The sequence below is a fragment of the Embleya sp. AB8 genome (assembly GCF_049739465.1).
Classification (GTDB): Bacteria; Actinomycetota; Actinomycetes; order Streptomycetales; family Streptomycetaceae; genus Embleya.
This window is the reverse complement of the sequence record NZ_JBMHHY010000001.1, coordinates 243,656-259,477: the sequence shown is the minus strand read 5'-3', so window position 1 is coordinate 259,477 and position 15,822 is coordinate 243,656. Positions and strand designations below refer to the sequence as shown.

Sequence of the window (15,822 nt, the reverse complement as noted above, 5' to 3'; positions counted from 1 at the left end):
CGGGATCCGTCCCGACGTCAAACCTGTCCGGCGGGCACCGCGGTGCCGCGTCGCAGTCGTACGGCCTTGACGACGTAGTCCAGACCGGTCACCACGGTGACGATCACCGCAGCCGCCATGATCCAGGCCCGCGTACTGGCCAGCGGGCCGGTCAGAACCAGGGTGTACATCCCGATCGCGACGCCTTGGAGCATGGTCTTGGCCTTGCCGCCGCGGCTGGCCGGGATCACCCCGTGCCGGATCACCCAGAACCGCAGCAGGGTGATGCCGATCTCCCGGGCAAGCACCAGCAGGGTGACCCACCACGGCAGTTCGCCGAGCGCGGACAGGCTGATCAGCGCGGCGCCCATCAGCGCCTTGTCGGCGATCGGGTCGACCAGTTTGCCGAAGTCGGTGACCAGGTTGTGCATCCGGGCCAGCTTGCCGTCGAACAGGTCGCTGATGCTGGCCACGGTGAACGCGGCCCAGGCCCAGGCCCGCCACTTGGGATCGTGGCCGCCGTCCTGGAGCAGCAGGACCACGAAGACCGGCACCAGGGCCACCCGCATCATGGTCAGCGCGTTGGCCGCGTTCCACGCGCTCACCGAGGTGGTGGGGTCACCCAGCCGGTCCGGCTTGGGCGGATGGTTGGCGGCGGCGGCCCGGACGGCCTCGGCCGGACGCCGGCGCTGTGGTGCCGGTTCGGCCGTCACCGATCGCCCCCGGGCACGACCACGTCGATCGCCTCGCCGTGCAGGTCGGCGCCCTCGCTGTCGGTGATCCGGACCCGGACGAAGTCGCCGACCCGCAGGCCCTCGCCGACCACCGTGGTCGAACCGTCGGTCTCGGGGGCCTGGTGGTCCGCGTGGCCCTCGGCGGTGCCGTCCTCGCCGAGTTCCTCGATCAGCACGATCACCTCGGTGCCGATCCGGTCCTCGGCGCGCTGCGCGACCAGTTCCTCGGCGAGCCGGGAGATCCGCTGTACGCGGGCCTCGACCACGTCGGCCGGCAGCTTGTCGGGGTAGCCGGCCGCCTCGGTGCCGTCCTCGTCGGAGTAGCCGAACACGCCGATCGCGTCCAGCCGGGCGGCGATCAGGAAACGCTCCAGCTCGTCGACGTCCGCCTCGGTCTCGCCGGGGAAGCCGACGATGAAGTTGGACCGGGCGCCGGCCTCGGGGGCCTTGGCCCGGGCCTGGTCGAGCAGCGCGGTGAACGCCTCGCGCGAGCCGAACCGGCGCATCTTGCGCAGCACCGGCTCGGACGCGTGCTGGAAGGACAGGTCGAAGTAGGGCGCGACGCCGGGCGTGCCGGTGAGCACCTCGATCAACGTCGGGCGCATCTCGGCGGGCTGGAGGTAGTTGACCCGGACCCGCTCGATGCCCGCGATGGCGGCCAGCTCCGGCAGCAGCGTCTCCAGGAGCCGCAGATCGCCCAGGTCCTTGCCGTAGGACGTGGAGTTCTCGCTGACCAGGACGATCTCGCGGACCCCCTGCTCGGCCAGCCAGCGGGCCTCGGCGAGCACGTCGGAGGGGCGGCGGGAGAGGAACGAGCCGCGGAAGGAGGGGATCGCGCAGAACGAGCAGCGCCGGTCGCAGCCGGAGGCGAGCTTGAGCGAGGCCACCGGGCCCGAGCCGAGCCGGCGGCGCAGCGCGCGCGGCCCGGAGGCGGGGGCGACGCCTTCGGGGAGGTCCTCGGGGGCGCCGTGGCCGGGCACCGCGACGGTGGCGGCCTGCCGCTCGACCGGGGTGATCGGCAACAATGCGCGGCGGTCGCGCGGGACATGCGAGGTGTGCGCGTCGCCCGCCAGGATCGAGCGCAGGCGCGCGGAGATGTCGCCGTAGTCGTCGAAGCCGAGCACCGCGTCGGCCTCGGGCAGGGCGCCCGCGAGCTGGTCGCCGTAGCGTTCGGCCAGACAACCGACCGCGACGACGGCCCGGGTGCGGCCCTCGCCCTTGAGGTCGGCGGCCTCCAGGACGGTGTCGATCGAGTCCTTCTTGGCGGACTCGACGAATCCGCAGGTGTTGACCATGACGACGGAGGCGTCCGCGGCGTCCTCGACGAGGGACCAGCCGTCGGCCTCCAGCCGGCCGGCGAGTTCCTCGGAGTCCACCTCGTTGCGGGCGCAGCCGAGGGTGACCAGGGCGACGGTGCGCAGGGCGGTGGGGCTCTTCGCCGGGGCGGCGGGGCTGGTGGTATCGCGGGCGGACATGCCGGAAAGCCTACGTCAGGCGCGGACGTGGACCGGACGCAGGGAAGCGTCGAATGGTTCCGGGGAGGTCACGATGCCGCGTCAACGCGGCGCGGGGCTCGTCGACGCGGCGCTCTGCAGCTGCGGGACGGGGTCGCCGGGCACGAACGTACGCTTGACCACCGTGCCCTCCTCGCCCGCCGGGCCCAGGTCCTTGCCGTTGACGGTCAGTCGCGCGGCGCCGGAGTTGCCGATCTGGATCCGGATCTGCTCGGGGTCGGCGAACGTCTTGGCCTCGCCCCGGTCCAGGATCGCCTCGAAGAGCTGCGTGCTCTTGGAGTCGAACGCGCGGACCCAGCTGCGCCCGTCGACCGCGGTGACCGTGACCTCCACGTCGGCGGGGAACTCGGGGCTCTTGGCCACCGGCGCGACCGGGACCGGCGGCGGGGCCTGGGCGGGCGGCGGGACGGGGGCGGGTCCGGTCGGGGTGACCCGCGACGCGGTCTCCTTCTGGTCGTCGGCCCGCCCGCCGGCGAGTTGCACGAACGCGAAGATCAGCACGATGACCACGGCGACGCCCATCGCCAGGGTCCAGTTCGGCCGCCGGTATTCGATCGACTTGCGCGGCGAGTCGAAGATCTGGGCCGGCCGCGGGGTGCCGGTGCCGCCCACCGTGTGGTCGTACTCGGCGACCAGCGGCTCCGGTTCGAGGCCGGTGGCGCGGGCCAGGGTGCGGATGTGGCCGCGGGCGTAGAAGTCGCCGCCGCACGGTTCGAAATCGTCACTTTCGACGCCCTCGATGATGACCTGCCGGATGCGGGTGACCTCACTGAGCCGTTCCACAGTGAGACCGGCCCGCACTCGTGCCTCGGCGAGGCTCTGACCGATCGACACGATTCGCCCCTTATGCCTCATATTTCGCGATTGATACCAATCATCACTTAAGTCAGATCATTCTCCGCGCAACGTGGCCATAACCTGCTCGATTTCATCCGGTTTGATCAACACCTCGCGGGCCTTGGACCCCTCGCTCGGTCCGACGATGTCCCGACTCTCCATCAGGTCCATCAGCCGGCCCGCCTTCGCGAAGCCCACCCGCAGCTTGCGCTGGAGCATCGAGGTCGAGCCGAACTGGGTGGACACCACCAGTTCGACCGCCTGGCACAGCAGGTCGAGGTCGTCGCCGACGTCCTCGTCCGCCTGCTTCTTGCGATCCGGCGCGGCGGTGACCTCGTCGCGATACTCCGGCTGCAACTGGTCCTTGCAGTGCCGGGCGACCGCGTCGATCTCTTCCTCGGTGACGTAGGCGCCCTGCATCCGGATCGGTTTGCTCGCGCCCATCGGCAGGAACAGCGCGTCGCCCTTGCCGATCAGCTTCTCCGCGCCGGGCTGGTCCAGGATGACCCGGCTGTCCGCGAGCGACGAGGTGGCGAAGGCCAGCCGGGAGGGCACGTTGGCCTTGATCAGCCCGGTCACCACGTCCACGCTGGGCCGCTGGGTGGCCAGCACCAGGTGGATCCCCGCCGCCCGGGCGAGCTGGGTGATCCGCACGATCGAGTCCTCGACGTCGCGCGGGGCGACCATCATCAGGTCGGCCAACTCGTCCACGATCACCAGCAGATAGGGATAGGGCCGCGCCTCGCGCTCGCTGCCGGGCGGCATCTTGAGCTTGCCCGCGCGGACCGCCGCGTTGAAGTCGTCCACGTGCCGGAAGCCGAAGTTGGCCAGGTCGTCGTAGCGCATGTCCATCTCGCGCACGACCCACTGCAGCGCCTCGGCGGCCTTCTTCGGGTTGGTGATGATCGGCGTGATCAGGTGCGGAATGCCCTCGTAGGTGGTCAGTTCGACCCGTTTGGGGTCGACCAGCACCATCCGCACCTCCTCCGGGGTGGCGCGCATCATGATCGAGGTGATCAGACCGTTGATGCAGCTCGACTTGCCCGCGCCGGTGGCCCCGGCGACCAGCAGGTGCGGCATCTTGGCCAGGTTGGCCACCACGTCGTTGCCCTCGACGTCCTTGCCGAGCGCGGCGATCATCGGATGCGCGTCGCCGGCGGCGGTGTCCGAGGACAGGATGTCGCCCAGGCTGACCATCTCGCGGTCGGTGTTGGGGATCTCGATGCCCACCGCCGACTTGCCCGGGATCGGGCTGATGATCCGCACATCGGCGCTGGCCACCGCGTACGCGATGTTCTTGGCCAGCGCGGTGATCCGCTCCACCTTGACCGCCGGACCCAGCTCGATCACGTACCGGGTCACCGTCGGGCCCCGGGAGAAGCCGGTGACCTGCGCGTCCACGTTGAACTGCTCGAACACCTTGGACAGCGCGGCGACTATGTCGTCGTTGGCCTTGCTGCGCGCCTTGGCCGGTGGGCCCTTCTTCAGCAGCGCCGGGCCGGGCAGGTGGTAGGTGATGTCGCCGGAGAGCTTGAGCTGTTCGCTGCGCGGCGGCGCGGGGCTGTGCGCGGGCGCTTCGGCGGCCCGCGCGCGCAGGTCGGTGACCACGCGCGCGGCGGCGGCCTTGCGTCCTCGGGCGGGCGGTACGACCAGGCCCGCGTCGCCTGCGTCCAGCGCCGCGGCGGCGGCCGCGGCCACGTCGATCGCGTCCGGATGGCCGCTTTTCGCCGCGGGGCTCGCGCGGCGGCGCGGTCGGGTCTTGCGCACCGGCGCGGGCGCCGGGTCGTCGTCCTTGTCGAACCCGGCGAATCGGCTCGGGTGTTCGTCCTCGTCCTCGTACTCGTCGTAGGGCAGCGGCTCGGGGCCCTCGATGAAGCCGAGGAAGACGCCCAGCCGCTCGGGTGCCGCGTTGATCGGCGTCGCGGTGACCACCAGCACCCCGAACACGATCAGCAGCACCAGGAGCGGTACCGCGACCCACCGGGTGACCAGGTGCACCGGCGGGGTCGCGAACGCCCAGCCGACCAGACCGCCCGCGTCGCGCATCGCCTCCGCGCCGTCGCCCGGTTGCGGGGTGCCGCAGCCGACGTGGATCAGCCCGAGCACCGCGCACACCAGCGCGGTCCAGCCGATCATGATCCGCCCGGTGGCGTCCTTCTGGTCGGGATGGCGCATCACCCGCACGCCCAACGCGCCGACCAGGAACGGCACCAGCAGATCGAGCCGGCCGACCAGGCCCGCGACGACCGCGTTCACCCCTTCACCGACCGCGCCGTCGATGGTCCCCCACGCGCCGGCGGCGATCACTATGGCCAGACCGAGCAGCGCCAGGCCGACCCCGTCGCGGCGATGCGCGGGGTCGAGGCCGCGCGCGCCCGAGCCGATGCCGCGGGCGGCCGAACCGAACGTGTGGGCCAGCCCCAACCACAGCCGCCTGAGCCCCTTGCCCAGCAACGCGGGCGCGCCCCCGAGCAGTTTCGGCGGGGGCGGTGGAGGCGGCGCGGCCTTCTTGGCGGGAGCCTTCTTCTTCGCGGCCGTGCGCGGTTGCGCTCCGCCGCCGGACGCACGTGTGGCCATGTTCCGAGGTTACCGGTGGACCCTTCCCGTCCCACGCGTCCCGCCACCGAGACCGCGCGTGTCGGCCCGAACGCACGAACGCCGGGATGCGCCTGCGCGCCCAGGCCGGATGAGCAGCAGTGTCCGCATACGTCCCGGCCGGAGTGCACGTGAGTCCGGCCGAGCCGGTAACCCCGACCGGGCCCGCCGCCGCACCGGGCCGGACAGGCACCGGAGCATGTCTCGGCCCCGCCGGCCTTGTCCCGTCCGGCGGATCCCGGCGAATCAGGCCGCGCGTTCCGGTGCCGTAGATCGGCGCACCGAAGAAAGAGCAGCCCACCGCCGGCGCACGGCGGGCGCGGCGGGAGGCGCGCAGGACGAACAACCCGGCGGCGCGGCCCGACCCGCCGAGATCCGTCGGACCGGACCCGGGCCGCGGCGTCCGGTGCCGTGCGGCGGCACGCCGAAGCCAACAGCCGCCCATTGCCGGCCCGCGGTGAGCACGGCGCGGAACTCATGGGCCGGATGCCCGGCGGCGCAGCGGACCTCCCGGCGTTCGCGGACCCGCCCCGGGCTCAGCCCGCCTGCCCGCCCTTGTCCGGGGCCGGGACCAGTGGCGGCCCGCCGTGCCCGGCGGTGGCCGGTGCCAAGGCGTCCAGCGCCGCGCGCATCCGGTTCACCCGGCGGCGCAGCCGAGTCGCCGAGGCGGCCAGGATCGGATCGTCGGCCGACTCGACCTGCTTGGCCATGTCGTCGGCCTGCTCCTCGACCGCGGCCAGCCGCGCGGACAACTCCGCGATCACGTCCGCCCCGGCCCGGCCGCCGCCGGCCACGCCCTCGAGTCGCCCGCGCAACAACGCGGCCTGCTCGCGCAACTGGCAGTTCTTCTTGTACAGATCGACGAACACGGAGACCTTCGCCCGCAACACCCACGGGTCGAACGGCTTGGAGATGTAGTCGACGGCCCCGGCCGCGTAGCCGCGGAAGGTGTGGTGCGGACCGTGATTGATGGCGGTCAGGAAGATGATCGGGATGTCCCGGGTCTTCTCCCTGCGCTTGATGTGCGCCGCCGTCTCGAAACCGTCCATCCCGGGCATCTGGACGTCGAGCAGGATCACCGCGAACTCGTCCGTGAGCAGCGCCTTGAGGGCTTCCTCGCCCGAATGCGCCCGAACCAGGGTCTGGTCCAGCGCGGACAGGATCGCCTCCAGGGCGAGCAGATTCTCCTGACGGTCATCGACCAGGAGGATCTTGGCCTTCTCCGTCATGGCCCACCCTCTTCGATCCGACACGGTGGGTGACCCCGCGTATCGGTCGGCTCCACTCGTCCTTGTGCATGTTTTCGGTTTACGCGGCCCTGAATGACACAGCCTCGATCGACACGGTTTCGCTCGACACGGCCTCGACCGGGATCTCCCCGGCGCACACCACGCCCGTCGAGCACACGTTCCGGGTGGTGCTCGTCCCGGTCATGGTAGTGGCCAGGCGATCGGCTCGGCAGGTATTCCGAAACAGACGACCGCATGGTGTCACCACGCCCCGACCCACGGTCGCGACAACACCACATCGACCCCTCCACACCTTCAACGCCGTTCGGCCCGTACGGGTTCCATCATGTGGTGCAGCACACCCGGGAAGCGAACTAGTGGTCGAGCCAGGTCCGGATGAGTCCCAACAAGTGCCGCGTATCGACCGGCTTGGCCACGTAGTCGGACGCCCCGGAGTCGATGCTCTTCTCCTGATCACCCTTCATCGCCTTCGCGGTCAGCGCGATGATCGGCAGACCCGCGTACTGCGGCATCCGGCGAATCGCCGAAGTGGTGGCATAGCCATCCATCTCCGGCATCATCACGTCCATCAGCACGATCGCGATGTCGTCGTGCCCCTGGAGCACCTCGATGCCCTCGCGGCCGTTCTCCGCGTACAACACGCTGAGTCCGTACTGCTCCAGCACGCTGGTGAGGGCGAACACGTTGCGTACGTCGTCGTCGACGATCAGTACCCGCTCGCCGTCGAAGGTGCCCTCGAACGGCTCGACCACCGGCTTGGCCGGACCGGCGTGCTCGGCCCGCGCCGGCGCGGTGGCCCCGAGCACCGCCCGGGTCAGCGCGTCGGGCGTGGAGACCCGCTGGAGCAGCACGATCCGGCGCCGATAGCCGCGCAGCCGGCCCGACTCGGAGCGGGTCGGCCGCTGCGGGACGTGCACCACGACCGGCAGGTGGTGCAACTCGACCCGGGCCGCCACCGCGTCCAGGATCTGCCAGGCCCCCTCGTCGGCCAGACGCAGGTCCACCACCAGGCACGCGGGCGGCGCCTCGGCGAGCAGCCGGACCGCCTCGCCCTCGTCGGCCGCGGTGGTCAGTTCGATCGCCCCGTCCATCGCGGCCAGCGCGGTGGCCAGCGGCGCGCCGTCGGACTGCGGCGTCTCCACCACCAGGACCCGGCGCGGCACCGCCTCGCCCGCGTCCTCGCCCACCGGCTCGCCGTCCGAGAGGTGTTCGGGGGCGTCGCTGAGCAGCGGCGTGCTCGGCGCGGCGGCGGGCAGCGCGCTGCGGTACGGCGTCGGCGGCAGCTCGGTGTGCCGGTCCTGGCCGCCCTCGTCGCCGGGCACCAGCACGCTGTCCAGCGGCAGGTAGAGGGTGAAGGTGCTGCCCCGGCCCGGCATCGACTCGGCGTGGATCTCGCCGCCGAGCAGCCAGGCGATCTCCCGGCTGATCGACAGGCCCAGTCCGGTGCCGCCGTAGCGGCGGCTGGTGGTGCCGTCGGCCTGCTGGAACGCCTCGAAGATCACCTTGAGCTTGTCCACCGCGATGCCGATGCCGGTGTCGATCACCGAGAACGCCACCGCGTGCTCCGCGTTGTCGAGTTCGGTGTTGGTCAGCGGGATGTCGTCGGTGAGGGTGATCAGCACCTCCACCGAACCGGAGTCGGTGAACTTGACCGCGTTGGAGAGCAGATTGCGCAACACCTGCTGCAGGCGCTGCTCGTCGGTGAACAGGATCCCCGGCACGGCGGGCGAGACGTGCACGGTGAAGTCGAGGTTCTTCTCCGAGGTGAGCGGCCGGATGGTGGCCTCGACGTAGTCCATCAGCTGGGCCAGCGCGATCCGCGCGGGCCGCACGTCCATCTTCCCGGCCTGCACCTTGGACAGGTCCAGGATGTCGTTGATCAGCTGCAACAGGTCGGAGCCCGCGCCGTGGATGGTCTCGGCGAACTCGACCTGCTTGCGGGTCAGATTGCCCTCGACGTTGTCCGCGAGCAGCTTGGCCAGGATCAGCAGGCTGTTCAGCGGGGTGCGCAGCTCGTGCGACATGTTGGCGAGGAACTCGGACTTGTACTTGGAGGACAGCGCGAGTTGCTCGGCCCGCTCCTCGAGCGCCTGCCGGGCCTGTTCGATCTCCCGGTTCTTGATCTCGATGTCCCGGTTCTGCCGGGCGAGCAGCGCCGCCTTGTCCTCCAACTCGGCGTTGGAGTGTCGCAGTTCGCCCTGCTGGCGCTGCAACTCCTCGGAGCGTTCCTGGAGCTCCTCGGTCAGCCGCTGGGACTCGGCCAGCAACATCTCGGTGCGCGAGTTGGCCATGATCGTGTTGACCGTGACCCCGATCTGCTCGTTGAGCTGCTCCAGGAAGTTGCGGTGCACCTTGGTGAACGGGCGGAACGAGGCGAGTTCGAGGACGCCGAGCAACTGGTCCTCGAACAACACGGGCAGCACGATCACGTTGGCCGGCGCGGCCTCGCCCAGGCCCGAGGCGATCTTGATGTAGCCGGGCGGCGCGTCCAGGATCAGGATCGAGCGCTTCTCCAGGGCGGCCTGGCCGACCAGCGACTGGCCGAGTCGGAAACGGGTGGGCACGCCGCCGCCGTCCTGGTAGCCGTAGGAGGCGATCAGCCGCAGCTCGACCACGTCCTCCTGGGTCAACTCGGCCAGGAAGAAGGCGCCGTGCTGGGCGTCCACCACGGGGGTCAGTTCGCTCATGATCAACGCGGCGACCGCCATCAGGTCGCGGCGGCCCTGCATCAGGCCGGAGATCCGGGCCAGGTTGGTCTTGAGCCAGTCCTGTTCGCGGTTGGCCCGGGTGGTCTCGCGCAGGTTGTAGATCATCTGGTTGATGTTGTCCTTGAGCTCGTCGAGCTCTCCGGACGCGTCCACCGCGATCTGCAGCGACAGGTCGCCGCGGGTGACCGCGGTGGCCACCTCGGCGATCGCCCGCACCTGGCGGGTCAGATTGCCGGCCAACTCGTTGACGTTCTCGGTGAGTTGCTTCCAGGTCCCGGAGACGCCCTCGACCTCGGCCTGACCGCCGAGCATGCCCTCGGTACCGACCTCGCGGGCCACTCGGGTGACCTCGCCGGCGAACGCGGACAACTGGTCGACCATGGTGTTGATCGTGGTCTTGAGTTCGAGCATCTCGCCGCGCGCGTCCACGTCGATCTTCTGCGACAGGTCGCCGCCGGCGATCGCGGTGGTCACCTTGGCGATGTTGCGGACCTGGCCGGTGAGGTTGTCCGCCATCGAGTTGACGTTGTCGGTCAGGTCCTTCCAGGTACCCGAGACGCCGGGCACGTGTGCCTGACCGCCCAGGATGCCCTCGGTGCCCACCTCGCGGGCCACCCGGGTGACCTCGTCGGCGAACGCGCGCAGCGTGTCGACCATGGTGTTGATCGTGCCCGCGAGACCGGCCATCTCGCCCTTGGCCTCGACCGTGCTCTTCTGCGACAGGTCGCCGTCGGCCACCGCCGTGGCCACCTGGGCGATGTTGCGCACCTGGGAGGTCAGGTTGTTGGCCATCACGTTGACGTTGTCGGTCAGGTCCTTCCAGATGCCGGACACCCCGCGCACCCGGGCCTGGCCGCCCAACCGGCCCTCGGTACCCACCTCGCGCGCCACCCGGGTCACCTCGTCGGCGAACGCGGAGAGCTGGTCGACCATCGTGTTGACGGTCTCCTTCAGCTCCAGGATCTCGCCCCGGGCATCCACGGTGATCTTCTTGGACAGGTCGCCGGTGGCCACCGCCGTGGTCACGTCGGCAATGCTGCGCACCTGGCCGGTGAGGTTGCCGGCCATCACGTTGACCGACTCGGTGAGGTCCTTCCAGGTGCCGGAGACGCCCTTGACGTCGGCCTGGCCGCCCAGGCGACCTTCGGTGCCCACCTCGCGCGCCACCCGGGTCACCTCGTCGGCGAAGCCGGAGAGCTGGTCGACCATGGTGTTCACGGTGTTCTTGAGTTCGAGGATCTCGCCGCGCGCGTCCACGGTGATCTTCTGCGACAGGTCGCCCCGGGCCACCGCGGTGGTCACCTGGCCCAGGCTGCGCACCTGTTCGGTGAGGTTTCCGGCCATCGAGTTGACCGAGTAGGTGAGGTCGCGCCAGACCCCGGCCACGCCGAGCACCTGGGCCTGACCGCCGAGGCGGCCCTCGGTGCCCACCTCGCGGGCCACGCGCGTGACCTCGTCGGCGAACGCGGAGAGTTGGTCGACCATGGTGTTGACGGTGTTCTTGACCTCGAGGATCTCGCCGCGGGCGTCCACGTCGATCTTCTTGGACAGGTCGCCGCGCGCGACCGCCGTGGTCACCTCGGCGATGTTGCGCACCTGGGCGGTGAGGTTGCCCGCCATGAAGTTCACCGAGTCGGTCAGGTCGAGCCAGACGCCGGCGACGCCCGGGACGACCCGGGCCTGTCCGCCCAGGCGCCCCTCACCCCCGACCTCGCGGGCGACCCGGGTGACCTCGGAGGCGAACGCGGACAGCTGGTCCACCATCGTGTTGACGGTGTTCTTGAGTTCCAGCATCTCGCCGGAGACATCGACGGTGATCTTCTGCGACAGGTCGCCCCGGGCCACCGCGGTGGAGACCTGGGCGATGTTGCGCACCTGGCCGGTCAGATTGCCGGCCATCACGTTGACCGAGTCGGTCAGGTCCTTCCAGGTGCCGGCCACGCCGGAGACCTGCGCCTGGCCGCCCAGGATGCCCTCGCTGCCCACCTCGCGGGCCACCCGGGTCACCTCCGAGGCGAACGCGGACAGCTGGCCGACCATGGTGTTGACGGTGTTCTTGAGTTCCAGCATCTCGCCGGAGACGTCCACGGTGATCTTCTGCGACAGGTCGCCCTGGGCCACCGCCGTGGTCACCCCGGCGATGTCGCGGACCTGCGCGGTGAGGTTGAAGAAGGCGGTGTTGACCGAGTCGGTCAGGTCCTTCCAGATCCCCGCGCCGCCCGGGACCTGGGCCTGGCCGCCGAGCCGGCCCTCGAAGCCGACCTCGCGCGCGACCCGGGTCACCTCGGACGCGAAGGTGCGCAGCGTGCCGGTCATCGCGTTGATCGTCTCGGCGAGCTGGGCCATCTCGCCGCGCGCGGACACCGTGATGGTCTGCGACAGGTCGCCGTACGCGACCGCCTTGGTCACCTGCGCGATGTCGCGGACCTGGGCGGTCAGGTTGCCCGCCATGATGTTGACCGAGTCGGTGAGGTCCTTCCAGGTCCCGGACACCCCCTCGACCCGGGCCTGCCCACCCAGGCGGCCCTCGGTGCCCACCTCGCGGGCGACCCGGGTGACCTCCTGGGCGAAGCCGGAGAGCTGGTCGACCATCGTATTGACGGTCTCCTTGAGCTCCAGCATCTCGCCGGCCACCTCGACGGTGACCGTGCGGGACAGGTCGCCCTTGGCCACCGCGGTGGTCACCAGGGCGATGTCGCGCACCTGGAGGGTCAACCGGCTGGCCATCGTATTGACCGAGTCGGTCAGGTCCTTCCAGCTGCCGGACACTCCGCGCACCCGGGCCTGGCCGCCCAGCTTGCCCTCGGTGCCCACCTCGCGGGCCACCCGGGTGACCTCGTCGGCGAACGCGCTGAGCTGGTCCACCAGGCCGTTGGCGGTGCGGCCCATCCGCAGGAATTCGCCACGCAGCGGCTGCTCGGCGATCCGCAGGTCCATCCGCTGGGACAGGTCACCCTCGGCGACCGCGGCCAGCACCCGGCCGACCTCGACGGTGGGCCGGACCAGGTCCTCGACGAGTGCGTTGGCCGCGTCGATGCTGGTCGCCCAGGCACCCTCGCCCGGTCCCGGGTCCAGCCGCTCGGTCAGCTTGCCCTCGCGGCCGACCACCCGGCGTACCCGGGCCAGCTCACCGGCCAGGTGCTGGTTGCGCTCGACCATGTCGTTGAACACGACGGCGATCTCGGACATGATCCCGTCGCCGGAAACGGTCAGGCGCTTGCGGAAGTTGCCGTCCCGGACCCCGGTCAGGGCGACCAGCAACCGACGCAGATCCTGCTCGTCGTGCCGGACCCGCCGGACGGCCGTAGTCCGCGCCTGCCCTGGGGAAGCCTTCGCCATCTCGCATTTCCTCCGCCGGACCCGATTCGCCGCGACCGCTCGTGCCTCCGGCCGCTTGCCATCGACAGTCTTTCACTCACAGGGTTGAGAGCAGAGGCGGTCCGGGAGGATGGTGCTTGTCATCCGGAAAGTGTGGGCTCGAAAGGCGCGCTCGGACGGAGAATCTGTCGGGAACGTGATCGATGCGTCACTGTTTGGAAGGGGTCCGCCCGATCGTCCGAAACCGATAGGGTGCGAATCTGCCGGACTGTGGAGCCGGATTCGTCACCGCAGCCGCCGTTCGTCGCAGATGCGGGAGTGTATGGATCAGGGAACGAGCATGCTCATCACTGCCCGGATGAGTGCTGCCTTCGCACCCGAGGGCAGATCCGTGGCCGCCGCGCGCTCCTTCGTCCGCAAGACGCTCGGCGACTGGGACGCGGGCGACATCGTCGACGACGCGGTGTTGTTGACCAGCGAGTTGGTCACCAACGCGATCGTGCACGCGGGCACCTCGGCCGAGGTCTCCTGTGTGCGCTACGACGGCGGCGTGCAGATCGAGGTCACCGACCACTACCCCAGCCGGGAACTGCCGGAGCCCGCGACCGGGTTCGACGACGGGGACGAGAGCGGCCGGGGATTGTTCCTGTCCGCGTCGCTGGCCTCCGCGTGGGGCGTCGAGTACGCCAAGAACGTCAAGCGGGTGTGGTTTCGCCTGGAATTGCCCGACCCGATCTCGGCGACCAGCTCGGCGGGGCCGCTGCTGCCCGCCAACGCGCTGCCGGACGCCGCGGTGCCGGTGCACGTCGCGGTGCTGCACGCGGACGCCGCGCGCAAGGTCACGCACTGGAGCCCCGAGGCACGGCTGCTGTTCGGGCTGACCGACGACGAGGCGGTCGGCATGGCGCTGAACGACCTGATCGCCTGGCCGCAGACGCCCGGCACCGAACTGACCCTGGACGAGATGCTGGAGTTGTCCCGCTGGCAGGGCGGCTACGACATCCGCGCCGCCGACGGGGTCTCCCATCGGGTCTTCGCGTCGCATGTCCGGCTGCGCGACGCGAGCGGCGATCCGGCCCTGGTCGGCCTGCTGGTGCCCGCACAGGCACGCGCCGTACTGGAGAACCGGGACGCGAGCCGAAGTCGGGCCGGTGGCCCGGTGCCGGCGGACAGCGAATGGGACGGGATCGACGGGCTCAGCCGGCTGGGCCTGGAGGACCTGCTGCAACGCGCGGTCGAGCGGGCCCGCGATCTGCTCGACGCGGACGCCGCGTTCGTCCTGCTCGCCACCGACGACGAGAGCGAGATGGAGGTGCGCGCGACCACCGGCCTGGCCGGCGCCGCGCACCGGTTGTCCCGGGTGCCGGTGGAGACCTCGGTGAACCGCTACGGCTCGGCCCGGATGCCGGCCGTGCACGAGGACCTGGAGGCCGGGCCCGAGGCGGTGCCGATCCTCCAGGACACCCGGATGCGCTCGGCGGTGACCGTGCCGCTCAAGGTCGAGGGCCGGCTCACCGGCACGCTCGGCGTCGCCTCCGAGTCCGCCGCGCGCTTCGACAACGACGACGCGGCCCGGCTCCAGCGGGCCGCCGACCGGGTCTCGCTGACCGTGGAGAGCGCGCGGTTGTCCGAGCTGGAACGGGTACGCCGGGGCTCGCTGTCCTTCCTGGCCGAGGCGTCCGACCTGCTCGCCGGCACCCTGGACCCGGAGATGACGCTGGCCATGATCGCGCAGATCGTGGTGCCGCGACTGGGCACGTGGTGCGCGGTACACACCGGCGAATCGCACGCGCCCGTACTCAGCGTGGTGTGGCACGCCGACGAGATGCGGATCGACGACCTGCGCGCGCTCCTGGATCGGGCCGAGCCGCCGCGCGCCCAGCCCACCCCCGGCGCGCGCCGCTGGCTGGGTCTGCGGCACCTGGACCCGGAGGTGGTGCGCGAGCACGCCGACCTGGTCACCGGCGAGGCGGTCACCCTGCCCCTGGTCGCCCGGGGGCGCGGGATCGGCATGCTGACCTTCGGCATCCTGGCCGGCGACCGATTCCGTCGGGACACCCTGGAGCTGGCCGAGGACCTCTCCCGGCGCGCCGCGCTTGCGATGGACAACGCCCGGCTCTACTCCGAGCGCAACTCGACCAGCCAGGCCCTGCAACGCAGCCTGCTGCCACCCGAGTTGCCCAAGGTGCCGGGGGTCGACGTGGAGGTGGTCTACCAGGCCTCCGGCGAGGGCAACGAGGTCGGCGGCGACTTCTACGACCTGTTCACCATCGGTGCGGACAAGTGGGGCTTCGCGATCGGCGACGTGTGCGGCACCGGCCCCGAGGCCGCCGCGGTCACCGGCCTGGCCCGCCAGGCCCTGCGGCTGCTGACCCGCGAGGGCCTGTCGGTACCCGCCGTCCTGCAACGGCTGAACACCGCGATCCTGGAGGAGGGCCCGCGCAGCCGCTTCCTGACCCTGCTGCACGGCCACCTGACCCACCGCGACGGCGGCGGCGTGCGGCTGAGCCTGGTCTCCGCCGGTCACCCCCTCCCGCTGCGCCTGCGCCCCGACGGCACGGTCACCTCGGTGGCCACCCCGCAACCCCTGCTCGGCGTCCTGGACGAGGTCGACCTGGTACTCGAGACGGTCGACCTGGACCCGGGCGACGTCCTGGTCTGCGTCACCGACGGCGTCACCGAACGCCGCGAGGGCACCCGCATGTTGGGCGACGACGGCCTCGCCGAGGTCCTCTCCGGCTGCACGGGCCTGACGGCGGGCGCGGTGGCCGCCCGAATCCACCGCGCGGTCGAACAGTTCGCCGAGGAACAGGCCCGAGACGACATGGCGATCCTGGTCATGCGGGTCTCCGCCGAGGACTGACGGAGGGAAGACCCGGCAACCGCG

Annotated in this window: 7 protein-coding genes; 1 reads left to right on the top strand and 6 read right to left on the bottom strand. The window is 71.0% G+C overall.

From position 1 onward, the window contains the following. Positions 1-17: 17 nt before the first annotated feature. From pgsA to ABIA38_RS01040, 6 genes are all read right to left on the bottom strand, one after another. Positions 18-692: a CDP-diacylglycerol--glycerol-3-phosphate 3-phosphatidyltransferase gene (gene pgsA, locus ABIA38_RS01065; protein WP_424636415.1), complete on the bottom strand. Its 675-nt coding sequence runs from the start codon at positions 690-692 to the stop codon at positions 18-20. Then, the gene (gene rimO, locus ABIA38_RS01060; protein WP_424636414.1) at positions 689-2,188 is read right to left on the bottom strand and encodes a 30S ribosomal protein S12 methylthiotransferase RimO; all 1,500 of its coding nucleotides are present in this window, start codon (positions 2,186-2,188) and stop codon (positions 689-691) included. The genes pgsA and rimO overlap by 4 nt, the downstream gene beginning before the upstream one ends. A gap of 81 nt (positions 2,189-2,269) precedes the next feature. After that, positions 2,270-3,061 (bottom strand): helix-turn-helix domain-containing protein, encoded by a 792-nt coding sequence (locus ABIA38_RS01055; protein ID WP_424636413.1) that lies wholly within the window; start codon positions 3,059-3,061, stop codon positions 2,270-2,272. Positions 3,062-3,118: 57 nt separating this feature from the next. Then, positions 3,119-5,641, bottom strand: coding sequence for a DNA translocase FtsK (locus ABIA38_RS01050; RefSeq protein ID WP_424636412.1), 2,523 nt, complete (start codon positions 5,639-5,641; stop codon positions 3,119-3,121). Positions 5,642-6,195: 554 nt separating this feature from the next. Further along, positions 6,196-6,888 (bottom strand): response regulator, encoded by a 693-nt coding sequence (locus ABIA38_RS01045; protein ID WP_424636411.1) that lies wholly within the window; start codon positions 6,886-6,888, stop codon positions 6,196-6,198. A 374-nt stretch (positions 6,889-7,262) separates the two neighbouring features. Continuing rightward, the gene (locus ABIA38_RS01040) at positions 7,263-12,956 is read right to left on the bottom strand and encodes a HAMP domain-containing protein (protein ID WP_424636410.1); all 5,694 of its coding nucleotides are present in this window, start codon (positions 12,954-12,956) and stop codon (positions 7,263-7,265) included. A gap of 319 nt (positions 12,957-13,275) precedes the next feature. On the opposite strand from ABIA38_RS01040, the gene ABIA38_RS01035 reads away from it, so the two are divergent. Continuing rightward, positions 13,276-15,798, top strand: a complete 2,523-nt coding sequence (locus ABIA38_RS01035; protein WP_424636409.1) for a SpoIIE family protein phosphatase — start codon at positions 13,276-13,278, stop codon at positions 15,796-15,798. The last annotated feature ends 24 nt before the right edge of the window (positions 15,799-15,822 follow it).